Below are 20,962 nucleotides of genomic sequence, written 5' to 3' on the forward strand. Positions count from 1 at the left end.
GCTGTTCATGGAAAAGGCGAAGATGTCGCCAGCGCTCGTCTACCGGAAGTTCCGGCTGGAGCGTGCCAAGCATCTTCTCACCCAGACGGATGCTTCATTGATCGAGATTGCCCTCGAAGTCGGTTTCGAAAGCGCCGGCCACTTCTCCAGGATATTCGCAAGGACCTACGGGCAGACACCGAGCAGACTTAGAGCGCAAAAACCCGCGTGAACCATCCAGCGCCCTGCTACATTGGTCACGGCGCCAGCCGATCGAGCTACTTCTCAGCCGCCGAAGCTCGAAAAATCGCGATACGCGTGCATGCACGATTGCCGCCGGGGCCTGCGATGGATAAGGTCCTGCGGCAAAATGCAAGAGCACTCAGCTGACGAGGACGACTATGGCAACCGGTACTGTTAAATTCTTCAACCAGGACAAGGGTTTTGGCTTCATCACGCCCGACAACGGCGGGCCGGATGTGTTCGTCCATGTGTCGGCGCTGGAAGGCGCGACCTCTCTGCGCGACGGCCAGAAGGTCAGCTATGAACTCGGCCAGGACCGCAAGACCGGAAAATCGAAGGCCGAAAACGTCAGGTCAGCCTGAACGTCGAATTCTACACCTAGGGAAATTGCTTCATTGCATTCCCTGACCTGCCCGGCCGCACCAGCGACCGGGCAATGTCGATAAAGTTGTGCCGCGACGTTGTCGGATCCACCTTAATCCAGACAGCGTGGTGCCCAACATGACCTCCGCGGCTCATCCCCGCGGTTTGCCGAGGAACCAATGGCCGATGGCTGTAGTCCGGTCCTTGTCAAACTCAGGCTGATCTCGAAAGTGCTCGCGAGCCTCACTGACAGCTTGCGCTTCGCCTGCAATCCAGATGTATCCGGGACTTTTCGGCAATTCGATTGAACGCGCGATATCGGCCAGGCGCGTGGCCTTTGGCGTTGCGCCAAACCCGCAATACAAGGTTGCCATTGTCGCTGCGGCCGTGATTTGCCGCTGCACATCGTCTTAGACAGCGACGTCCAGATGCGCGAAGATTTCCGGGATCGCTGATGCTTCCTCGACGATCCGTCCGACGGCCGGGACACCGGTGATAATGGATGTTGAACTGCGCCAGAATATTTGCACTTGATAATACACAACTCTGGTGGGAGCTCGACGTGAACGCGGACCGCTATTTTGTACTGGCCAAGATCTTTGGCGCCAAGCGCAGCGATCCCTCTGAAATAGACGACTTCGCCGATTTGGATCTTGCGGGAAAAGCCACGGTAGCAAGGGAGCTGCTGGAGCAGTTTCTCGACCTCGAGCCGTCTCGGCGGAGCAATAGCAGGGCGTTGTTCATGGACCTGCGGGACATCATTGCTGGATCGCACCAAGGGAAACGAACCTCCGGCTCCGGCCCCGGCGAGATCGCGTTTCGTAAGGTGTGGATCAATGTTGATGCACTTCAGGGCGTGAGGGCTGAGTTCCAGCGAAGTGCCGACCTTGGGCTGAAGGATGTCAATCAGTTTGCCGACGATCTGGCCGCGGCATTTCTGTGCCAACCGATGTTCAAAACCGCATTGGGGTCGCGCTTCAGCGAATATGCGGCTTCACTCGTAAGCGAGATGAAGGACTTTGAGCGCTATCGCACCGCAGAGCTCAAACCCGGCGGGGAACTCCACAACATCAGTCAGCTGGATTTCACCAGCTTGCAGACGCGTCTTGCGGAAATCGGCGCAGCCATCGAGCAGCTCACCAAAAGGGAACAGGCACTCACGGCAGCCACGGAAAAGAACTCTGAGCTATTTGAGCGGCTCGAAGCGAATGCGAGAACTGCCAATGAGAAACTCGCGGCTGTGCCTCTTGCGATTGCACAAGCAGAGGAATTCCTCAGCACCGTGCCAGAAAATCTGGCGGCTTTTCGCCGTGCCGCCTTCGAGGCGCTACGAATAGATTCGACCCGCACTCTTTGGAAAGACCGAGCCAGGACGAGCGAATATGCGTTCCGGACGTCAGCGGTACTCTTGTTTCTGCTTCTGGCGGTTGCGCCGGCGTTCATGATAGTTCACTTCGACGACGTCTTGCTTGCGCTTCGCCATATCGAATTGCCTCCAGGCAACGATCCAGGCGAGGGTGCGGACCCTGGCTACCTCACCGTCGTGGCTGTTAGCCGACTGGTTTTGGTGTCGATCCCTGTCGCCCTCTATTTCTGGCTCATTCGACTGTTGGTCCGCTTCAATCTTCGCTCGCTCGTTCTCATGGATGACGCGAGGCAACGTCACACTCTGCTCGACACGTATTTTCAGTTGATCGAACGGGATAGCGCGAGCAAGGAGGACCGAGCGGTCGTACTGGCCGCTCTCTTCCGACCCTTGCCAGGCCACGGCGACGACAATGTTGATCCCCCGAATTTCACCGAGCTGTTGAGCAAGGGAATGGGAAAGTAGCCTTGCCGGGCGCCACGTTCGCCCGACAATCGGCCTGAACACTTCAGGCCGATCTGCCAGTCCGCCACCGACGTCGCGGAATTTCGCCCGATACACCATGCGCCCCTGAGGGCACAGAGCAGGCACGCCTCCCTAATGGGTGATGGCCATGACGAGCCAGTCGTCGTCACGGACCTCAGCCAGCATCGCGCGCGCATCGTCCAATGCATCGGTTTCGTTGAGCTGGCGCCACGCTTCCTGCGCCGCTTCATCAGCTTGGGGCGGCGGGCCGAACGCTAGTTGGTCGAGGCGCGGGGCCAGCGTTCGCCCAATCCGCCCGGCGGTCCATCCGCCGGTATGGCCAAAGCCTCCTTGCGTCGGTCGAACGGCAGGGTCGGCATAGTCCTGCAGCATGGCCTCGATCGGCTGGCCGTGGATCAGGGTATCCGTTTCGTCAGTCGTCCAGCCAAGTGTCGGCAGTTGGGTCGCGAGCCGATGGTGGTTCGTATCGTTGCTGGCACTCAACGATGGTAGAGGCACAAAGTGCGCGGCAAGCACGACAAGCGTGGCGAGCCCCGGGCTGATGAATTGCGGCTGCAGCCAGGACGGCGCGGCAGCGTCGGGCCCAAGGTGAAAGGCGGCATGGAGGTCTTCGCGCTCACCCAGCGCCCCATAGCGGGCAAGTGCTATCGCCGAAAGGGTTTTCCGGTCGCCGGCCTCCCAGGCTGACAGCACATCCTGCACCCCCTCCTTGAACGCGGGAGTAACCGGACAGCGAAAGGCGTGATGAAGCACTGCCATATTGAATCCTCCCGCAGAAAGCCGCCGGACCTGAAGGCCGGCGGTCAAAACTGTTTGCTTCCGTCAATTCTAGAGTTTTCTCCGGAACCGTCTATTGCGCGCTGCAATTGCCTGGCGCGCATGTTCCACCAGCCGGCCATGGTCTATTTTCAGACCGTCGTTGAACTGCTCTCCATTCGCGAATGTGCCCGCAGGCTCAACGTTGCCTCGTCAGCCGTGTCACGACAGATCGGACAGCTTGAGGACGCACTGGGCATGGCGCTGTTCCTGCGGGAAAACGAGATTGCCGACGGCACGCTGGTGTTTCGTCCACTCGAGGATCGCGGGCTTTCGACCAATCGCTTCGGCCTTATGGTGCGGGCCGAGGGGTGGCCTGCGCTTTGCGCCGGCCGTCTTCTACGACCATGCGAAGGAGCACTTCCACGCGATGGACCTTCCGCAGGGAGCCTAACGTCTGAGTTTGCACACGTGCGACGATCCCTCCTGGCGCTCGCCAGCAGGACGACTTCCAATCGTGGGATCGATCGAAAATTAAACCAAATGTTTGCTTTCTACCACGAAGATACGACCCAAGCTTGCACGACGCTCCACTCTAGACTTTACGCTGCCGGGCCAGGATCTTGTACAATCTGATATCGGCGGTTTTGAAGAAGCGCCTCGATCTTGCATTCAAGACATCGCGAGACTTCCGCGCGCGGATCGTGGAGGCTCCCGGATTATGGATGAACGAGCGGGACGTTGCCGGACTTCGGCACGACCTGAGAAAGGTCGCGCTGCGATCGGTTCCCGATGGAGAGCTCGACTATGGTGTCTTCTCCGAGAAGGACGACGCACTCAACCGGACGATCGTGACGCTCGTCTATCGCGTTTCCGACGGCGAGCCGGTCGCCTTCAATGCCCTGCCTGTCATCCAGCTTACGCTCTCCGGCAAATCCGTCGAGGTTCTCCACCTGGGCCTGGTGATGATCGATCCGGCGGTCCGCAGCCAGGGCCTTTCCTGGGTTCTTTACGGCCTCACCTGCTTTCTCCTCTTCCTGCGCAACCAGCTTCGCCCGCTCTGGATCTCCAACGTCACGCAGGTGCCGGCGGTTGCCGGCATGGTGGCCGAAACGTTCAGCAACGTCTTCCCGGCGCCCACACGCGGCGCGCGCCGCTCGTTGCACCAGCAACTGATTGCCACAGCCATCATGGGATCCCATCGTCACGTCTTCGGCGTCGGCCTCGATGCCGGTTTCGACGCCGACCGCTTCGTCATTACCGACGCCTACACAGGCGGTTCCGATAACCTCAAAAAGACCTTCGATGCGGCGCCGAAGCACCGCAAGGCGGAGTACAACGACTTCTGCGCCGTTGAACTGAATTACGACCGCGGCGACGACCTGCTCCAGATTGGCCAGCTCGACCTCAACGCAGCGCAGCGTTACCTCCTGGAAACCGTGCCGCGAAATGCACTCGGTCGCCTTTCCGTCGCCAGTTTCGTCATCCTCGTCCAACGGCTGGTGCTGCCGGCGCTGCACTGGGCGGATGGCCGCAAGCATTGGGGCATATTGAGACCTTCAAATCGATGAGCAGCATCTTCTCCTACGAGGCTTTCACCACACGCAACATCGGCTTCGTCACCGAGGCCGAACAACGACGTCTGCAGCAGGCAACCGTCTTCGTCTGCGGAACCGGCGGCATGGGCGGTGCTTGCATCCAGGCGCTGGCGCGGGCCGGCGTCGGTCATCTCATTCTCGCCGACATCGATCACTTCGAAGTGTCAAACCTCAATCGCCAGGTCTTCTGTTTTGCCGACACGATCGGCATGCACAAAGCGGAAGCGACCCGCGACCTCTGCCTGAAGATCAACCCCGAAATGACCGTCACAGTCTTCGGCCACGACTGGACCGATCATGCCGAGGCGCTCATTGCCGATGCGGACGTCGTCATCAATGGGACGGATGATCTCGGTGCCAGCCTGCTTCTTTATCGCGTCTCGCGAAAGCTCGGCCGGAAAGTGATTGACGCCTACGCGTCTCCCCTGCCGTCCGTCTACGTGACACGCCCGCAAGATCCGATGCCGGAAGAGCGTCTAGGCTATCCGACCGCTGGAACCGCCTGGAACGCACTGACGAGCCATCAGCGGGCCGAAGCCTTCCTACGCGAGGCAGAATACGTGATGGTCCATTCGTCGTCGCGCCACCACGTCGATCTGTCCCTCGCCGGCGAAGTGGTTGCCGGCACCCGCAGCCGCATGTCCTTTGCGCCCATGGTGATCTCAACCGGCACATTGATGGCCTATGAGGCGATCCATGCGGTCCTCGGGCGACCCCAGTCCGCCGATTGCCGCGGCTGGTTTTTCAATCCGCATGCCGGCCGCGTCGAGCATCCACGCAACAGGCTCGTTGCAGCACTGCTGCGCCCTGTCGTGCGGCGTTACCTGCTGCGACTCGCGGCTCCGGCAGCGCCATGAACACGCCCCTCGTCGCCGACAGTTTCGTCTCGCTGGCAGCTCTTGGCGGCCTGCTGGTGCTGATCGGCGTCATCTGGAGTTTCGATGCGGCAAGCCCGTTGAACCGCCGCTTCCTCTTCGGACTGCAGGTATTGGCGGCACTGATGGCAAGCCGTGTGCTCGCCTGGTGGACCGACCTCTCCATCTTCAGGGCGGCGACGATCATGACTGCCGGCCTCGTTCCGCTCGCAACGGTTCTGCTTGCCGAAGGTCTCCTACGCCGCCATGCGCCGAGGCTGACGAAGTGGATCGCTGCCGGCGGTGCCGGTGCATTCCTCATCCTTGCCCTGCTGCCGGCATCGATCGCCGAACCCTGGCGCGTCACGCTTCTTTTCCTCTATCAACTCGCCACCTTCGCCCTTGCCGGGCACATGACGGTGACGCGCGACCGCGCGAGCCTGTCGAAGGCGGAGAACCAGGCGGTCGACCGCATCGCCCTCTCTCTGCTTTTGATCCTGCCGCTCCTCGTCACCGACTTCCGCTCTGTCTACATCGACCAGCCGGTGCGGCTCGGCGGGGTTGCGATCCTGTTCCTGTGCTGGCTGCTGTTAAGCCTTGGCCAGCGCGCCGTCGGACACCGTGATACAGTTGTCTCCTTCGTCATCCTGCTCTCGGTCGCCCTGCTGGCCGCCCTCGTCATCGGCTTCGATAACGGTCTTCAGCCATCCGCGACGGTGCGCGCGGCAAGCGTCGTCCTCAGCGCCGCCCTCCTCGGCGTGATCTGGAAGGACAGCATCAGCCTTCGCACGGAACAAAGACGACAGAGCCTCATCCGACACCTCGCCGAGGACCGCATCGACGACACGCTGGGTTTCCTGAAGGAGTTGCAGAAGCATCCCCTGGTCGACGGTGCGCTTCTGCTCAGCGAGGAAGAACTTGCCGACCTCGACTTGCCGGCGATCAAGGCACTGTTTGCCGCCAACCCCCTGCTGCGCGCAGCCGGGACCGACAGTCTTTCCCGAGAAGACGCCGAGCAACTCGCCTGGCTGCTTGAAAAGTACGAGGCGACCCACGTCATGCTGGTCTCTTCCCGGCCGTTCCGGCTGATTGCCCTCAACATGCCCTCGGTCTCGGCCACGCCGGGCGCCGAGACGGAGTTGAGGGTGGTCCAGCGCATGGCCATGCTGATTTCCGAGAGGAACCCGGCGCATGATTGAGATCCGCGAAGGCGATATCGACGCCTTCTTCGCCGCACCCTTTCAGGTCTACGACGCGCGCACACCCTATGTGTCGCCAATGTTCAGCGATCTCAGGCGCTTCCTATCCGCTGAAAAGAACCCTCTCTTCGAAGCGGCAGAAGACTTCGCCATCTTCACGGCCCACGAGGGAGGCGCGGTGCGCGGGCGCATTACGGCGCATGTGCATCGCGAATCGAACGCGAAGTTTGGGCTTGATCGCGGCTATTTCGGCTATTTCGACTGTGCCGACGACGAACGCGTTGCGGCCGCCCTGCTGGAGCGGGCGGAAGATTGGGCACGGGCGAAGGGGTTTGGAGAGATCCTTGGAAACTTCAACCTGACTGCCATGCAGCAGATTGGCGTCATGACCAGTGGTTTTGAGAACGCACCCTATACGGATCAGATCTGGGGCCCGCCCTATCTGCCTCGGCTTCTGGAAAGACGCGGATACGCCCCGTGCTTCCCCATGACCACCTTCGAAATCGACGTCCGCACTGTGGCCACCGATGGCCTGCTCGCCAGCGCGCAAATGCGCGCGCTTTTCGATGACGGCTTTCGTTTTTCACCGATCCGGCGGGCGACGCTCGAACGAAGATTGGAGGACTCCCGGCTGATCCTCAACGAGAGCTTCGCCGACAATCCGATGTTCGTGCCCGTCAGCCGGGCGGAATACGACTTTCAGGCCAAGGAAATGAAGTGGATCATGGATTCACGCATTTCGGCGGTTGCGGAAAAGGACGGGACGCCAGCCGGCGCGGTGATCGCCATACCCGATGTCAACCCGATGCTGAAAGCGATGGGCTCACGGCTCGGGTTGAGTGCGCCTTGGCATCTCATCAAACACCGGCTCCAGCGCCGGCGTGCCGTCGTCATATTCCAAGGCGTGAAACCGGAGCATCAAGGGCGCGGCCTCAACCCGCTCCTTCTTGCCCATGTCCTTAGCCAAATGCGCCACGCCGGTTATGAGACTGCCGGTGGCACTTGGATCGCGGATGTCAATGCGGCGAGCCTGAGGCAGGCGCAAAAGGCGGGTGCAAGGCCGCTGCACCGCCTGCATCTCTTCGGAAAGACACTATGAACCGGTTTGACGCCGCCACGTTCTCCGATCTGGCGGCGGAGGCCAACCTCGCTCCCTCCGTCCACAACACCCAGCCGGCCCGTTGGATGTTGACCGACGACGGGTGCATTGTCCTTGCAGCCGACCTCTCCAGGCAGCTTGCCATAGGAGACCCGACCGGTCGCGATATGGGGCTCTCCTGTGGCGCGGCACTCGAGGGCATGGTGATGGCGCTAGCCGCACGTGGCGTCGGTGTGGTTGTCGATGATCTCTGGGCGGACAACGTCTTGACCTGGCGGCCCGGCTATCGATTGGCCGCACGCCTGACCCTTGCGGGCGATGCCGAACCTTCGGAACTTGCTGGCTGGATCACCACGCGCTGCACATGGCGTGCTCGCTTTCTGTCGGCGACGCCTCAACAGATCACTGGGCTTATGGACTGGAGCGCTGGGGCCGACGATGCAACGGTCGTCGGCAGCCACGAGGATCTCGCCTTTATAGCCGCGCTCAACGACCGAGCGAGCCTGTCGATGATGCGCGAACGAGCATTCCGCGAAGAACTCGTGGCATGGATGCGTCTTTCTCCCGCCCATCCCTCCTACACCGTCGATGGGCTCAATCTGGCTGCCCTGCGGATGGGACGTGTGGAGGGCGCGCTGGCAGGCCATGTGCTCGCGTCGTCGCTTTTCGATGTTGCCGACCGCCTGAGTCTAGGTCAGGTCCTTGTCGCGGAAGCCGCAAAGACGACGACGGCCGCGGCCTGCCTCCTGTTTCATCGTCCGGCGAGCGAGAGCCCGATTGCCTCGGGACGGGCATTCTATCGCTTCTGGCTGAGCTTCACACGGTTCGGTTTCGCCGGCTGGCCGATGGCGGTGCTGGCCGATCGGCCCGACGCTGCCGATGCGCTGCTACGGCGTTTCCCGTTGCCGCACGGCCACCGGTTGATCAATGTGCTGCGCGTCGGGCCGGCGCCGACGGTCGTTCAAAAATATCGCCTTCCGGCGCGTGATCTCGTGCTTCATGGGAAGCCGGCCTGAGGCCGGCTCCCTTCACATCAACCTGTCAGGCAGCGTTCTCGGCTCTCGCCGTTTCGGCGAGAAGCCTCTGTGCACTGACGAAATCCACCTTGCCGGTACCAAGCACCGGGACGGCGCCCACTTTCACTTCCGAAGGAACCATCATGTCCATCGCTCCCTTGTCCTTGGCGAAGCGGAGGAATGCGGCACGTGTCGCGCCCGGAGCATCGGTGAGCATGACCAGGCGTTCGCCCTTCTTGGCGTCAGGCAGCGATACGACGACCGTTAATTGACCCGGCCACAGTTCTCCGGCCAACGCCTCCACGGCGCCAAGCGAAACCATTTCGCCGCCGACCTTGGCAAACCGTTTGGCGCGCCCCCGGATGGCGATGAAACCATCCTCGTCGACGGTGACGATATCGCCGGTGTCATGCCAGCCGTCCGGCGTCGGCTCGATTACACCGGGATTTTCCACGCGCAGATATCCGGCCATGACGTTGGCGCCGCGGATGAAAAGCCGTCCGCCTTCCGCAACACCCGGCACGGGATCGAGCCTGTACTCCATGCCCGGCATGATCTTGCCGACGCTGCCTGCCTTGTTGAACATCGGCGTGTTGAGCGCGATGACAGGTGCCGCCTCGGTCACGCCGTAGCCCTCGAGGACGCGGACGCCGAATTTTTCCATGTAGAGCGCGCGCGTCGCTGCCCTGACCGGCTCGGCACCGGCGAAGCAGTAGCGGATCGAGCGGAAGTCGTAAGGATGCGCCGTCCGGGCATAACCGTTCAGGAAGGTATCCGTGCCGAAGATGATCGTCGCGTTGGAGGCATAGATCAGTTCCGGGATGATCCGATAGTGCAGCGGCGAGGGATAGAAATAGATCGGAACGCCCGAGATGAGTGGCAGAACCGTTCCTGCGGTGAGCCCGAAGGAATGGAACACGGGCAAGATGTTGAACACCTTGTCGCCCGAGTGGAAATCGATGCGCGAGGCTGCCTGCGCCGCATTGGCAAGGATGTTGCGATGGGTCAGGACCACGCCCTTGGGCGTTCCCTCCGAGCCGGAGGTGTAGAGAATGACCGCCGGATCGTCGGCCGTCCGCCGAACCAGCGGCCTGCCTTTTTGCATGAGACCACGCAGCTTGTCGGCAAGGCCAATCGTCTGGCGCAGGTCATCGAGCCAGACGATCTCCACCGTCTTTTGCAGTTCCTCGACGACGGCACCGAGTTTCGCCTGGGTGACGAAGGCACGTGACGTCAGGACGTGACGGACCTCCGCGGCCTTGCATGCCGCGGTGATGTTGGCTGCACCAGCCGTGAAGTTCAGCATTGCCGGCACCTTGCCCGCCGACATCACGCCGAGGATGGTCGCGACCGCTCCATTGGCGTTGGGCAGGAGAACGCCGAGCGTCTTTTCGGTCGAGAAGAGCGCGTCGAACTTGGCACCAAGCACGGCTGCCCCCGTCAGCAGCTTCCCATAGGACAGCGAACCGGTCACCGGGTCCTGCACGGCGAGGCGGTTGAACCCCCGCTCCTTGGCCGTCTTGATGACCTTTTCAAGCACGGTGGTGTCGATGTCGGTGGTGCGGAACATCAGCATCGACATGACCTGATAGAGAGCGGCACCCGCGGCCATCCGCCGCTTGCGGCCCTTCAGCTCTTCCGGCACCGAGAGGCGGACCGGCTCGAGGATAGTGACCTTCACCTTCGGAAACAGGCGGCGGCGAACATGGAGCGAGCTGAGACGGGAAAAGTAGCTCTTCTCCAGTCCATCGATCCGCACCGGCACGACCATGGAGCCGGTCTTGTCGGCCACCATCGCCGCGCCGTCATAGACCTTCATCAGCGCGCCGGTGACGGTGATGCGGCCCTCGGGGAAGATCACCAACGGCTCGCCGTTGTTCACCGTCTTGATGAGCGTGCGCGTTGCCATCGGCTTTGAAGGATCGAGCGGCAGGAAGTTGCACATCTTCAGGAACGGCTTGACCCACCAGGCCTTGGCGATCGTGTAGTCGATGGCGAAGGTCGGCTCCTCGTCGGTGAGCGCAAGCGCCAGGGCGCCATCGAGAAAGGAAACGTGGTTGAGCGCGATGATCGGCGCCCGGCCGGCCTTTTTCAGATTGTCGAGGCCTTCCACTTCGAGCCGCAGGAAGGCGCGGAAGAGGATGGAGACGAAATCGCGGAAGCCGTTGGTCGGCAGCGTGCGCAGCATGACAAAGGCCGCCACGCCATTGGCGAGCGCCAGGCCGGCAAAAAGCACGGACGTCGACATGCCGGTCGCCTGCAGGGCGGCCACGAGGCCGCCGCCGGCGGTGATGAAGGCCGCAGACAGCACGTTCGACGCGCCGATGACGCGCGAGCGCTGGTCCTCCTGCGCCCAGGCCTGAAGGGCCGCCAGCGTCGGTACGGCCAGGAAGGCGCCGGCAATGGCCATGCCGGCCAGATCGATAGCGATGCGCAGCGTATAGGGACCGGCAAAGAAGGCGGAGAGCGTCTCGGCCGGGGCGGTCGCGCCGGCATGCGCGACGCACCAGGCGAGGTCGATGCCGAACAGCCCCATGATCAGCGTGCCGACTGGCGCCGGCAAGAGCACGATGCGCCCCGCCGACATCCATGCCGCAATTGCCGAACCGACGCCGACCGCCACCGCAAAGACGGCGAGATAGGCAGTGATCGCAGTCTCGTCACCGCCGAGGTGATTTTTCACCATAGGCGGCAGCAAGGAGAGCACGATCGCGCCCACCAGCCAGAACCAAGCCGCCATCAGCGCGGTGCGCCAGAGCCGCCGGTCATCACGTAGCGAAGCGAGGAGCCGTCCGGTTGAACGCAGGACGTTGCGATCGACGACAAGGTCCGGCGCCTTGGCGCCTAGCCGCGGGATATAGCGGCTCGACATCCAGCAGGCGAGCGCAAGACCGAGCATCATCGGGCCGAACAGCCAGGGATTGACGCCATCGGCCGCGGCAAGCCCGGCAACCACCGTGCCGCCGAGGATAGCGATAAACGTGGCCCCCTCGATCCAGGCATTGGCGCGCGGCAGTTCCCTGCGCTCCAGGTGGTCGGGCAGGATACCGTATTTGACCGGCCCGAAGAGCGCGGAGATTGCCCCGAACAGGAAGAGCGCAACCAGCAGAACGGCGATGGAGGAGAATGCAATACCCACAACCGCAACGGCCGCGGCGGCGAGCTCCCAGCGCTTCAGCCGTTCGGCGACGATCGCCTTGTCGAACTTGTCGGCAAGCTGGCCGCCGAGTGCGGAAAAGAGCAGGAATGGCGCCATGAAGACGGCGCCGGCCAGCGTGACGAGCGATCCTGCTTCTTCGGCCACCACAGTGGCGAGGATGAGGAAGACGAGCGTGTTCTTGAGGAAGTTGTCGTTGAACGCCGACAGGAACTGCGTCCAGAACAGCGGCGCAAAGCGCCTCGAAGTCATGAGATTGTTTTTCACGTAACGTCTCCCCTTTTCCTGAGCGCTATAGATGAAAATCGTTTCGCGCTCGTTCACAGGTTGTGCATTGCGATAGCAGGGCTAACGAACGATTAAACTTCGTCGCCCTTCATGCCGAGCAAGAGTTTCTCGGTCTTCGCATCATCGATCCTGCGGATGAGCTTGTCGGCTTCCAGATTGTCGCGCAACGTCTTGGTGACGTTCACCGCGGTCTGCAGGAGCATCAGGATGCCCATGGCGAGATAGCCTTTTCCCCAGAGATCGATCGGCATCATGTAGAGGCCGATCACCACCATGAAGGCGGCCACGCCAAAACTTACATAGGAGAAGGAGGTCCAGGCGGAAGAGTGTTTCATCAGGCTGTCGTTCATCGTCGTTTTCCTTTTGAAAGCAGAGGGTTCAAGCAGCAGGGTTTGCCTTGGCGCGCAGACGCTCGAGCACGTCGTCGGCGCTCGTCACGAGAGGACGCCCGCAACCGGCCGCAGCCAGTTTCTCCGCAAGCGCGGTCGGATCTGGCCTCTCCTCCAGCTCCATCAGTGCCTCGGCCGTCAATTCGGCCTCACGCTGGCGCGTCTCCAGCCGTGCAAGTGTCGTCTCGGCGTCGCTGAGTGTTGCAAGATCGTTGCCGGGCACGTCTTTGGAAAGGCGCTGTGTCCGGTCGCGTGCTTCGGCCAGGCGTTCGCCGCGGCGCAGGGCAGCAAGGCGCGTCTCGCTCTGTCGGACCGCTTGCCTCAACCGATCTATCCCTTGTGCAAACTCCGCCTGTACCTGACGCGCATTCTGCAGCTCCGTTTCAAGCCGGGCGATCGAAGCAGCCGCCTCTGCAGCGAGATCCTCCCGGCCCTTTTGAAGTGCCGCGATGGCGCGTGTTTCGAGATCGCCGATGCGGGCGGAAAGCCTCTCGGCATTTTCCCTTTCCAGGCGATTTTGGGCGATCGCCAAGGCAACCGACCTGCGGGCAGCCTCCACTCCGCGCGCGGCATCACGGATCTGCTGAGCAAGAATGGGAATCGCATGGCGATCGCCGAAGGCCTCCTCCGCCGTATGCGCACGCCCCCTTAGAAGCGTCACGATTTGTTTGAACATTTCCTCACCTCCATGTATGAACAATGTTCAACAATGTTTTCGCACAAAGATGAACATTGTTCAAGCTAAAATTGAACGACGTTCAAAAATGAGGTTAACGGTGACTGGAAAGCGTCAGACGAAGAAGGAAGACCTGAAAGCAAGGCTGGTTGCCGCCTGCACAGAACTCATCCGGGAACAAGGGCTGAAGAACCTGCGCGCTCGCGATATCGCGGAACGCGCCGGCGCAGCACTCGGCGGACTCTACACCGTCTTCGACGATCTCGACGGGCTGATACTGCACGTCAACTCCGCAACTCTGAAACAGCTGGAGGAAGCGCTAAACGTGGCGATTTCGCCGTCAACCACCAATGAAGAGACGTTCCTTAGCCTGTCTCTGGCGTATCTGCGCTTCGCGCTGGGAGAGCGCAATCTGTGGTCAGCCCTTTTCGAACACAGGATGCCGGAGGGTGTTTCCGTTCCGGAGTGGCACCTTGCCGAACACACGTTCCTGATCGGTCTCATCGCAGCCCCACTGTCGCTCCAGATGCCGGGCGCTTCTGGCGACGAGGTGGCAATTCGCGCCCGGACGTTCTTTGCGGCTATTCATGGCGTGATCGCACTCAGCCTTGAGGGTCGGTTCATCGGAATAACGAGCGAAGCACTTGAGCGTGAAATCACGATCCTTGCCGGTATCCTTGCCAGGAGCCGGAGTTGACTATCCGCGCTGGCCCCATGCGCATCGTTGGGGCGCAGTACGGCAAGCGCCGACCACGGGGACGTTGCTGAAGAAGCTCCCTCCCCCTCGGTGGCTTGCGCCTAAGGCAGGATGTGCTCGCGGCCGGTACCGGCCATTTGCTGCAGCCAACGGGCAAAATGCACGACGCGCGAGCGCGCGAGGCGTTCGCCGGAAATGTCCAGCCAATAGCCGATCGGCCCCGTCACCACCACCGGGTCGAGCTGGATCAGGCTGCCGGCCTGCAATTCGGATTCGATCATGTTGCGATCCACCACGGCAAGCCCCGCACCGGTCAGGGCTGCCTGGATCACCATGTCGAGCGTGGCGAACTCCATGGCATTCTCGGGCAAGCTTCGGCGATCGCGCTGCGCCGCGGCAAACCAATTGTCCCAGGTGGGCAGGCGCCGCGCTTCGTCCAGTACGTAGAGCAGGCAGCTGCGGCGCAGGCGCTCGGGATCTGCCTGAAGCTCGGGCGCGCACACAGCGATATGCTGCTCGGTCATCAGCCGCGTGCTGGTATGCCGCTCCCGCGGGCCGGCGCCGAAACGGATCACGCAATCGAAGCGCACATTGTCGTCGCCGCGCATATGCAGCGACAGATCGAGATCGGGAAAACGCTGCCGGAAGGACGTTAGCCGCCGCGACAGCCAGCGTGCGGCGAAGGTCGGCGGCGCCAGCACCTTCAGGGTCTGCCGCGGCACCGTCGCGCGCACCTCGCGCACCGCCTCGTCCATCAGGTCGAACGATACCAGCAGCCGCTCATGCAGAACGGCGCCCGCTTCAGTCAGCGCGACACTGTTACCGATGCGGCGGAAGAGGGCGACGTCGAGCGTGCTTTCGAGCTGGCGGATCTGCCGGCTGACCGCGCTTTGCGTCACGCCAAGCCGATGCGCCGCCTGGGTGAAGCTGAGGCACTGCCCGACGACCGTGAAGGCCCGAAGAGACGTCAGGGACGGAGAAACCGACATCGGAACTACACCTGGCTTGGCGCCCGGAGCGGCAGCCCGGGCGACCGGTTCCGCCGCCCGGATCGGCATTGAGATCTGGGCCCGGCATTCCGCGCTTGCCGGCAGCGTCAGAAGGCGCCGCGTCCCGGCGCCGCCTCGATGAGATCGCGGGTATAGGGATGCTGCGGCCGGGTCAAGACCTCGCTGGCCGGACCACGTTCGACCACGTGCCCCTTGCTCATCACCACGATTTCGTCGCTGATCTGCGCGGCCACCCGCAGATCGTGGGTGATGAACACCACGGCGAGCGACAGGCGCTTTTGCAGATCGGCCAAGAGATCGAGCACCTGGGCCTGAACCGAAACATCGAGCGCCGAGACGCTCTCATCGGCGATCAGCACATCGGGCCGCATCGCCAGCGCCCGGGCAATGCCGATCCGCTGGCGCTGACCGCCGGAAAAGGCGGCCGGGCGGCGATCATAGGCGTTGCGCTGCAGGCCAACGAGTTCCAGCAACTCCTTCGCCCGTTCCACCGCCTCCTGGCGGCCGGCACCCGAGAGCATCGCGGCCCGCGCGATCATCGGCCCGACCTTGCGGCGCGGATTGAGCGAGCCGAAAGGATCCTGGAAGATCATCTGGATCCGGCGTCGCACACGGCGCAACGCGCCGCCCTTGAGGTCGAGGATCGCGTGTCCGCCGACCGCGATCGTGCCCGAGGTCGGATCGGTGAGGCGGATCAGGTTTCTGGCGACAGTGGACTTGCCCGAGCCGGATTCGCCAACGATGGACAGCACCCGCCCCGGCGCAACCGAAAGGGTGATGTCGTGCAGCACCTGCTTGGCGCCATAACTGTGGTTCAGCGCACTCACGGTCAGCGCAGGTTCCGGCTCCGCCCCTGCGTCAGCCGCCGCCCGGTCGCGCGGCACGAGGCTGGGCACGGCGGCGATCAGCGCACGGGTGTAATCGTGCTGCGGCGCCGTCAGCACCTGTTTGGCGCTGCCCACCTCCACCACCTCGCCGCGGCGCATCACGGCGATACGGTCGGCGATGTCGGCCACCACGCCGAGATCGTGGGTGATGAAGATGATGCCGTGGCCGTGATTGTCGCGCAGCTCCCGGATCAGCTTCAGCACCTGGGCCTGCGTCGTCACGTCAAGCGCAGTGGTCGGTTCGTCGGCAATCAGCAGCTTGGGGCTCATCGCCAGAGCCATGGCGATGACGACACGCTGGCACTGGCCGCCGGAAAGCTGGTGCGGATAGCTCCTGAGAATGCGATCCGGCTCCGGCAGGTGCATTTCCTCGACCAGTTTTCGTGCCCGCGCGGCCCGTTCCGCGCGCGAAAAGTCGGAGTGCAGTTCGAAGACCTCCTCGATCTGCTGGGCGACAGTCAGCGCCGGATTGAGCGAAGCCATCGGCTCCTGGAAGATCATGCCGATGTCCTTGCCGCGGATATCGCGCCACTGGCGCTCGCCGAGCGTCAGCAGGTCACGCCCGCCCATGGCAACTTCGCCGCTGGCTACGCGCAGCCCCTTCGGCGCGGCCCCCATCAACGCCGCCGTCAGCACGGACTTTCCGGAGCCGGATTCGCCGACGATGCAGAGGATTTCGGTCGGGTTCACCTCGAGCGAGACATCATGCACCGCGAAGGGCCGGTCGGCACCCTTCGGCAGCGCGACGGATAGATTGCGGATCTGCAACAGGGGCTGGGTCATGCCTGACGCTCCTTCGCGTCGTTCACTTCGCGCAGGCCGTCGGCGAGAAGGCTGAGGCCGAGCGTCAGGGACGAAATGGCGATACAGGGGAAGATGACGAGATGCGGAAAGGCGATGGCCATGGCCCGGCCCTCGTTGACCATGCCGCCCCAATCAGGCGTCGGCGGCGGCAGGCCAAGACCGAGAAAGCCGAGCGTGCCGATCGTGATCGCCGTATAGCCGAGCCTGAGGCAGAAATCGACGGCGAGCGGCCCGGTCGTGTTGGGCAGGATGTCGACGAAGAGGATGCGCAGGGTGCTTTCGCCTTGGGTGATGGCGGCCTTGACGAAATCGCGGCTGGCGACATCGATGGTGATGCCGCGCACGATGCGGAAGATGGCGGGCGCGCTGCTGAAGGTCACGGCAATGACGATGTTCACCGGCGAGGCGCCGATGACGACAATGATGACGATGTAGAGCACCAGCACCGGAAAACTGAGCACCACGTTGGCGAGGAACGACAGGACAGCATCCGTCCGCCCGCCGGCATAGCCGGCGATGAGGCCGAACAGGAGCCCGAAGGCATAGGCGGTGAGCGTCGCGAGCGTGGCGTAAATCACGACTGTGCGTGCGCCCCAGACGAGGCGCGAGAAGATGTCGCGTCCCAGCATGTCGGTGCCGAGCAGAAAGAATTCACCCTTGGCGCCGTGCGCCATCGGCTTGGCAAGTGGCTGCAGCGTCTGCAAGGGATCGTAGGGCGCGATCAGCGGCGCGAGAACGGCAACCAGCAGCCAGCCGAAAGCCAGCGCGCCGCCCGTAAGGACGAGAGGTTTTGTCAGGTACGGGACGATCAATTTCATGCCTTGGCTCCCACCAGTGCGATGCGCGGGTTCAGCCAGCCGTAGATGAGGTCGGACAGGATCTGGCTCAGCACCACGACGAGAACGGAGATCATGGCGCAGGCCTCGATCAGGTAGATGTCCTGGTTGAGCGCCGCGTCGTAAAGAAGCGTGCCGAAGCCCTTGTAGGCATAAAAGACTTCGACAACGATGACGCCCGACAGAAGCCAGGGCAATTGCAGCATGATGACCGTGACGGGCGTTATCAGGGCATTGCGCAGCGCGTGGCGCAGCACGATGCGGCCCATGCCCGCCCCCTTCAGCCGCGCGGTGCGGATATAGTGCGTGTTCATCACGTCGACCATCGAGGCACGCGTCACCCGTGCAAGGTAGCCCATCGAATAGAGCCCGAGCACGGAAACCGGCAGGATGAGTTCGGCGAGCGAAAGGCCTGAAATCATCGTGCTTGCCCCCGGCAACAGGCCGAGCCAGAAGACGAAGATGCCAGACAGGAACACCGCCGACGCGAAATCCGGGATCGAGGTGGTGACAACCGAAAAGACCGAAATCACCCGGTCGAGAAGCGAGCCCGGCCGCATGCCGGCAAGCACCCCGAGACCGAGGCCGAAGACCACGATCACCAGCAGCGCGCCGCCGGCAAGGATGGCCGAAGCCGCAAGGCGTGGCATCACTATCTCCACGACGGGCGCGCGGAAGAAGGTGGACATGCCCCAGTCTCCAGCCACGAAATGGCCGAGCCAGCGAATGTAACGCAGCGCGAAAGGATCGTTGTAACCGTTCTGCGCCAGCCACGCCGCGCGCTGTTCGACGGTCGAATACTGCCCCAGCACCTTGACCGCGACATCCTCGACATTCACCTCCAGCGCCAGAAAGATCAGGAACGAGACCACCAGCATCGTGGCGAGCGCAATCGCGAGCTTTCTCAACAGGAACATGCCCAAATACAAGGTTTCTCCCCCTTCTCCCTGAAACGGGGCCGAAACCCCGTTCTCCTCATCACCGGACAGCCGGGCGTCAGACGCCCGGCGTTTTTGTTCAGGCGATCCAGACGCTGTCCATCCGGAAGTAGTCCGACGGATGCAGCACGAAGCCGCGCACCTTCTCAGCCGCAGCACTCAGGCGCTCGGGCCAGAACGGCTGAACCATCACGGCATTGTCCTGAAGGATGCGCTCGACCTCCTGCATCGCAATCTTGCGCGCCTCGGGATCGACCACGGCCATTGCCTTGTCCAATGCCGCATCGAATTCGGGGCTGGCAAAGCGGCTTTCGTTCCACGAGCCGCCTGAGCGATAGGCGAGGTCCAGCGTCATCGTGCCGAGCGGGCGGTGCGCCCAGAAGGTCAGGCCGAAGGGCACCTTGTTCCAGATCGGCCAGTACTGCGAGGCGGGCAGCACGTTGAGCTTCAGGCGGATTCCCGCCTCGGCGAGGTTCTGCTGCAGCACCTGTGCGGTGTCCTGCTCCCACTTGCCCTGGGTGTTGCCGAGCGTCAGTTCGATGTCCACGCCGTCGGCATGGCCCGCTTCTGCAAGCAGGGCCTTGGCCTTTTCCACGTCGCGCGGCGTCGCCGGCAGCGAGAAGTAGTCGGCCTGGGTCGGCGAGACGTGGTAGTTCGCGCCGAGGTCACCCCGCCCGCGATAGGCCACGTCCAGCATCTGCTGGTTGTTGGCCGCGAGCACGACTGCCTGGCGAACGCGGATGTCGTCGAACGGCTTCTGGTCGACCTGCATGCGCAGGACGATGGTGTTGGCGCCCTTGGCCGAGAGGATCTGGATGTTCGGCAGCGACTTCATCAGGTCGTACTCGGCAATGGTAGCGCGATAGATGACGTCCACCTGACCGCTGGAAAGCGCCGCCAGATGCGTCGTCACGTCGGGGCCTAAGTCGATGTACTGGATTTCGTCGAGACGAGCGTGCGTGCCCCAGTAGTCCGGCCGCTTCTGGAACACGGACTGGCGGCCGACCTCGTGGCTGACCAGCGCGAACGGTCCGGTTCCCACCGGTTCGGCCGGCCAGTTGCCCTTGAAGCCGCGGTGCACGATGGGGCAGGTATAGGAGTAGAGCTGCTCCGGCAGCGAGGCCATGGGCCGCGACAGCGTGATGCGCACGCTGTGATCGCCGGTCTTTTCCACGCGCGAGATCGCGCCGAAGGCGGTCTTGTTCGAGCTTTGCGAATCCGGTGCGATCCAGCGCTCGATGTTGAAGATCACGTCCTCCGGCTGGAAGGCGTCGCCGTTCGACCACTTGGCGCGCTCGTCCAGTTCGAAATCCCAGACGGTCAGGTCCGCCGAGGGCGTCCAGCTCTTTGCCAGATAGGGGTGGGTGATGTTGTTCTCGTCGACGTATGTCAGGAATTCGAGGCTGTTGCGGAACAGGTTCGACGCCTCGATCCAGTTCGTCATCATCGGATCGGTGATTTCCTGGATCTGGCAGGCAAAGCGCAGGGTGCCGCCGTCCTTCGGCGTTTCCTCGGCGAAAGCCTTGCCGCCGAAGGCGCTTGCGCTACCGACGGCAACGCCGAGCCAGGCCATCGCGCGCAGGAACCCGCGCCGGTCGATCTCGCCGCGCGCGAGGCGCGTTGTCAGTGCCTCGGCCTCCGGATGAAGCGGCGCGCCGCTGAGCGTCTTGTATTCAGTCATTTTCTCTCTCCCTCTCTAGAAATCTTTTGGTGGCCGGACCGCGATCCGGTCCGGCCCTTGTCCCCTCAGGCGACAGCAGCCATGGGCGCGGCAAAGCGCCCCGCGGCCGGCCGCGGCTCGCGCGGCAGACGCTTGCCGGCGGTGTAGTCGTTGATCAGGTCGCAGGGCGTATAGTTGCGTTCGATCTCGAAGACTTCGTCGGCGTCGAGTTCGGTCGAGAGCGCGGCCAGTGCGCTGTCGAACTGCGCCTTGGTGTCGGCGCCGACCAGCATCGACGAAATTTCCGGTTTCCGGAGAACCCAGGCCTGGGCGACCTGCGCCGGGCTGATGCCGCGCGCCTCGGCCACGCGGGCGACCGACAAGGCGATGTCGCGCGAGGCGCGGTCGTTGTACATTTCGGCGGTGAAGAAATCGGTCTGGTTGCGGATCGAGTTCGTGTCGTTGGTCAGGATACCGCGCGCCAGCGGGCTGAAGACCGAAACGCCGACGCCCTGATCCACGCAGAACGGGATCATCTCGCGCTCTTCCTCGCGATAGGCGCAATTGAGCTGGAGCTGCATGTTGATCGGGCGGGCCCAGCCGTTCTTTTCGCAGACCTTCAGGATCTTGGCGAACTGCCAGGTGAACATGGTCGAGACGC

General features: G+C 62.8%; 21 protein-coding genes. 10 read left to right on the plus strand and 11 right to left on the minus strand.

Going from position 1 to position 20,962, the window contains the following annotated elements; genetic code table 11:
- The coding region (locus VGO04_RS13610; protein ID WP_327496491.1) for a helix-turn-helix domain-containing protein at positions 1-211 on the plus strand (211 nt) is incomplete at its 5' end.
- Between the two features lie 169 nt (positions 212-380).
- On the plus strand, positions 381-584 hold the full coding sequence (locus VGO04_RS13615; RefSeq protein WP_034791723.1) for a cold-shock protein: 204 nt from the start codon (positions 381-383) through the stop codon (positions 582-584).
- A gap of 153 nt (positions 585-737) precedes the next feature.
- Here VGO04_RS13615 and VGO04_RS32955 read toward each other — a convergent pair whose 3' ends face one another.
- On the minus strand, positions 738-959 hold the full coding sequence (locus VGO04_RS32955; protein ID WP_414650539.1) for an SIP domain-containing protein: 222 nt from the start codon (positions 957-959) through the stop codon (positions 738-740).
- 188 nt (positions 960-1,147) lie between these two features.
- Between VGO04_RS32955 and VGO04_RS13620 the strand changes: the two genes are divergently transcribed.
- Positions 1,148-2,416: a DUF6161 domain-containing protein gene (locus VGO04_RS13620; protein ID WP_327496492.1), complete on the plus strand. Its 1,269-nt coding sequence runs from the start codon at positions 1,148-1,150 to the stop codon at positions 2,414-2,416.
- 132 nt (positions 2,417-2,548) lie between these two features.
- Here VGO04_RS13620 and VGO04_RS13625 read toward each other — a convergent pair whose 3' ends face one another.
- Positions 2,549-3,196, minus strand: coding sequence for a hypothetical protein (locus VGO04_RS13625; RefSeq protein ID WP_327496493.1), 648 nt, complete (start codon positions 3,194-3,196; stop codon positions 2,549-2,551).
- A 138-nt stretch (positions 3,197-3,334) separates the two neighbouring features.
- Here VGO04_RS13625 and VGO04_RS32890 point away from each other — a divergent pair, with 138 nt between their 5' ends.
- From VGO04_RS32890 to VGO04_RS13655, 6 genes are all read left to right on the plus strand, one after another.
- A complete protein-coding gene (locus VGO04_RS32890) occupies positions 3,335-3,829 on the plus strand; it encodes a LysR family transcriptional regulator (protein WP_349256599.1) in 495 nt (164 codons plus the stop codon).
- An 89-nt stretch (positions 3,830-3,918) separates the two neighbouring features.
- Positions 3,919-4,764: a hypothetical protein gene (locus tag VGO04_RS13635; RefSeq protein ID WP_327496494.1), complete on the plus strand. Its 846-nt coding sequence runs from the start codon at positions 3,919-3,921 to the stop codon at positions 4,762-4,764.
- Positions 4,761-5,648, plus strand: coding sequence for a HesA/MoeB/ThiF family protein (locus tag VGO04_RS13640; protein ID WP_327496495.1), 888 nt, complete (start codon positions 4,761-4,763; stop codon positions 5,646-5,648). The genes VGO04_RS13635 and VGO04_RS13640 overlap by 4 nt, the downstream gene beginning before the upstream one ends.
- Positions 5,645-6,844 carry a hypothetical protein gene (locus VGO04_RS13645; protein WP_327496496.1) on the plus strand — a complete coding sequence of 400 codons (1,200 nt, stop codon included), beginning with the start codon at positions 5,645-5,647 and terminating at the stop codon, positions 6,842-6,844. The genes VGO04_RS13640 and VGO04_RS13645 overlap by 4 nt, the downstream gene beginning before the upstream one ends.
- Entirely contained in the window at positions 6,837-7,943 is a 1,107-nt protein-coding gene (locus VGO04_RS13650; RefSeq protein ID WP_327496497.1) for a GNAT family N-acetyltransferase, read from the plus strand. Before VGO04_RS13645 ends, VGO04_RS13650 begins: the two co-directional genes overlap by 8 nt.
- Positions 7,940-8,959 carry a hypothetical protein gene (locus VGO04_RS13655; RefSeq protein ID WP_327496498.1) on the plus strand — a complete coding sequence of 340 codons (1,020 nt, stop codon included), beginning with the start codon at positions 7,940-7,942 and terminating at the stop codon, positions 8,957-8,959. Before VGO04_RS13650 ends, VGO04_RS13655 begins: the two co-directional genes overlap by 4 nt.
- Positions 8,960-8,984: 25 nt before the next feature.
- Here the strand turns inward: VGO04_RS13655 and VGO04_RS13660 are convergent, their stop codons facing one another.
- The 3 genes from VGO04_RS13660 to VGO04_RS13670 form a co-directional block, all read right to left on the minus strand.
- Positions 8,985-12,383, minus strand: a complete 3,399-nt coding sequence (locus VGO04_RS13660; RefSeq protein ID WP_327496499.1) for an acyl-[ACP]--phospholipid O-acyltransferase — start codon at positions 12,381-12,383, stop codon at positions 8,985-8,987.
- Positions 12,384-12,475: 92 nt separating this feature from the next.
- Entirely contained in the window at positions 12,476-12,754 is a 279-nt protein-coding gene (locus VGO04_RS13665; protein WP_327496500.1) for a YiaA/YiaB family inner membrane protein, read from the minus strand.
- Positions 12,755-12,782: 28 nt separating this feature from the next.
- Complete coding sequence (locus VGO04_RS13670; protein ID WP_327496501.1) at positions 12,783-13,469, minus strand: PspA/IM30 family protein; 687 nt, start codon at positions 13,467-13,469, stop codon at positions 12,783-12,785.
- 100 nt (positions 13,470-13,569) lie between these two features.
- Between VGO04_RS13670 and VGO04_RS13675 the strand changes: the two genes are divergently transcribed.
- Positions 13,570-14,166 carry a TetR/AcrR family transcriptional regulator gene (locus VGO04_RS13675; RefSeq protein WP_327496508.1) on the plus strand — a complete coding sequence of 199 codons (597 nt, stop codon included), beginning with the start codon at positions 13,570-13,572 and terminating at the stop codon, positions 14,164-14,166.
- 101 nt (positions 14,167-14,267) lie between these two features.
- On the opposite strand, the gene VGO04_RS13680 is transcribed toward VGO04_RS13675, so the two are convergent.
- The 6 genes from VGO04_RS13680 to VGO04_RS13705 all read right to left on the minus strand — a co-directional run.
- Entirely contained in the window at positions 14,268-15,155 is an 888-nt protein-coding gene (locus VGO04_RS13680; protein ID WP_327496502.1) for a LysR substrate-binding domain-containing protein, read from the minus strand.
- A gap of 107 nt (positions 15,156-15,262) precedes the next feature.
- The gene (locus VGO04_RS13685; RefSeq protein WP_327496503.1) at positions 15,263-16,846 is read right to left on the minus strand and encodes an ABC transporter ATP-binding protein; all 1,584 of its coding nucleotides are present in this window, start codon (positions 16,844-16,846) and stop codon (positions 15,263-15,265) included.
- Positions 16,843-17,685 carry an ABC transporter permease gene (locus VGO04_RS13690; RefSeq protein ID WP_327496504.1) on the minus strand — a complete coding sequence of 281 codons (843 nt, stop codon included), beginning with the start codon at positions 17,683-17,685 and terminating at the stop codon, positions 16,843-16,845. Before VGO04_RS13690 ends, VGO04_RS13685 begins: the two co-directional genes overlap by 4 nt.
- Positions 17,682-18,632: an ABC transporter permease gene (locus VGO04_RS13695; RefSeq protein ID WP_327496505.1), complete on the minus strand. Its 951-nt coding sequence runs from the start codon at positions 18,630-18,632 to the stop codon at positions 17,682-17,684. Before VGO04_RS13695 ends, VGO04_RS13690 begins: the two co-directional genes overlap by 4 nt.
- A gap of 88 nt (positions 18,633-18,720) precedes the next feature.
- Positions 18,721-20,322 carry an ABC transporter substrate-binding protein gene (locus VGO04_RS13700; RefSeq protein WP_327496506.1) on the minus strand — a complete coding sequence of 534 codons (1,602 nt, stop codon included), beginning with the start codon at positions 20,320-20,322 and terminating at the stop codon, positions 18,721-18,723.
- 65 nt (positions 20,323-20,387) lie between these two features.
- Positions 20,388-20,962, minus strand: a 575-nt coding sequence (locus tag VGO04_RS13705) for an aldo/keto reductase (RefSeq protein ID WP_327496507.1), incomplete at its 5' end; no start/stop codon positions are given.

It is taken from the genome of Ensifer sp., assembly GCF_035999185.1.
Classification (GTDB): Bacteria; Pseudomonadota; Alphaproteobacteria; order Rhizobiales; family Rhizobiaceae; genus Ensifer.

Excerpts from the sequence above, each read along its gene's own strand:
- VGO04_RS13640 (WP_327496495.1), top strand. The coding sequence starts at position 4,761 with ATGAGCAGCATCTTCTCCTACGAGGCTTTCACCACACGCAACATCGGC.
- VGO04_RS13700 (WP_327496506.1), bottom strand. The coding sequence starts at position 20,322 with ATGACTGAATACAAGACGCTCAGCGGCGCGCCGCTTCATCCGGAGGCC.
- VGO04_RS13680 (WP_327496502.1), bottom strand. The coding sequence starts at position 15,155 with ATGTCGGTTTCTCCGTCCCTGACGTCTCTTCGGGCCTTCACGGTCGTC.
- VGO04_RS13645 (WP_327496496.1), top strand. The coding sequence starts at position 5,645 with ATGAACACGCCCCTCGTCGCCGACAGTTTCGTCTCGCTGGCAGCTCTT.
- VGO04_RS13625 (WP_327496493.1), bottom strand. The coding sequence starts at position 3,196 with ATGGCAGTGCTTCATCACGCCTTTCGCTGTCCGGTTACTCCCGCGTTC.
- VGO04_RS13690 (WP_327496504.1), bottom strand. The coding sequence starts at position 17,685 with ATGAAATTGATCGTCCCGTACCTGACAAAACCTCTCGTCCTTACGGGC.
- VGO04_RS13655 (WP_327496498.1), top strand. The coding sequence starts at position 7,940 with ATGAACCGGTTTGACGCCGCCACGTTCTCCGATCTGGCGGCGGAGGCC.
- VGO04_RS13650 (WP_327496497.1), top strand. The coding sequence starts at position 6,837 with ATGATTGAGATCCGCGAAGGCGATATCGACGCCTTCTTCGCCGCACCC.
- VGO04_RS13685 (WP_327496503.1), bottom strand. The coding sequence starts at position 16,846 with ATGACCCAGCCCCTGTTGCAGATCCGCAATCTATCCGTCGCGCTGCCG.
- VGO04_RS13615 (WP_034791723.1), top strand. The coding sequence starts at position 381 with ATGGCAACCGGTACTGTTAAATTCTTCAACCAGGACAAGGGTTTTGGC.
- VGO04_RS13670 (WP_327496501.1), bottom strand. The coding sequence starts at position 13,469 with ATGTTCAAACAAATCGTGACGCTTCTAAGGGGGCGTGCGCATACGGCG.
- VGO04_RS13635 (WP_327496494.1), top strand. The coding sequence starts at position 3,919 with ATGAACGAGCGGGACGTTGCCGGACTTCGGCACGACCTGAGAAAGGTC.
- VGO04_RS13665 (WP_327496500.1), bottom strand. The coding sequence starts at position 12,754 with ATGAACGACAGCCTGATGAAACACTCTTCCGCCTGGACCTCCTTCTCC.
- VGO04_RS32890 (WP_349256599.1), top strand. The coding sequence starts at position 3,335 with ATGGTCTATTTTCAGACCGTCGTTGAACTGCTCTCCATTCGCGAATGT.
- VGO04_RS32955 (WP_414650539.1), bottom strand. The coding sequence starts at position 959 with ATGGCAACCTTGTATTGCGGGTTTGGCGCAACGCCAAAGGCCACGCGC.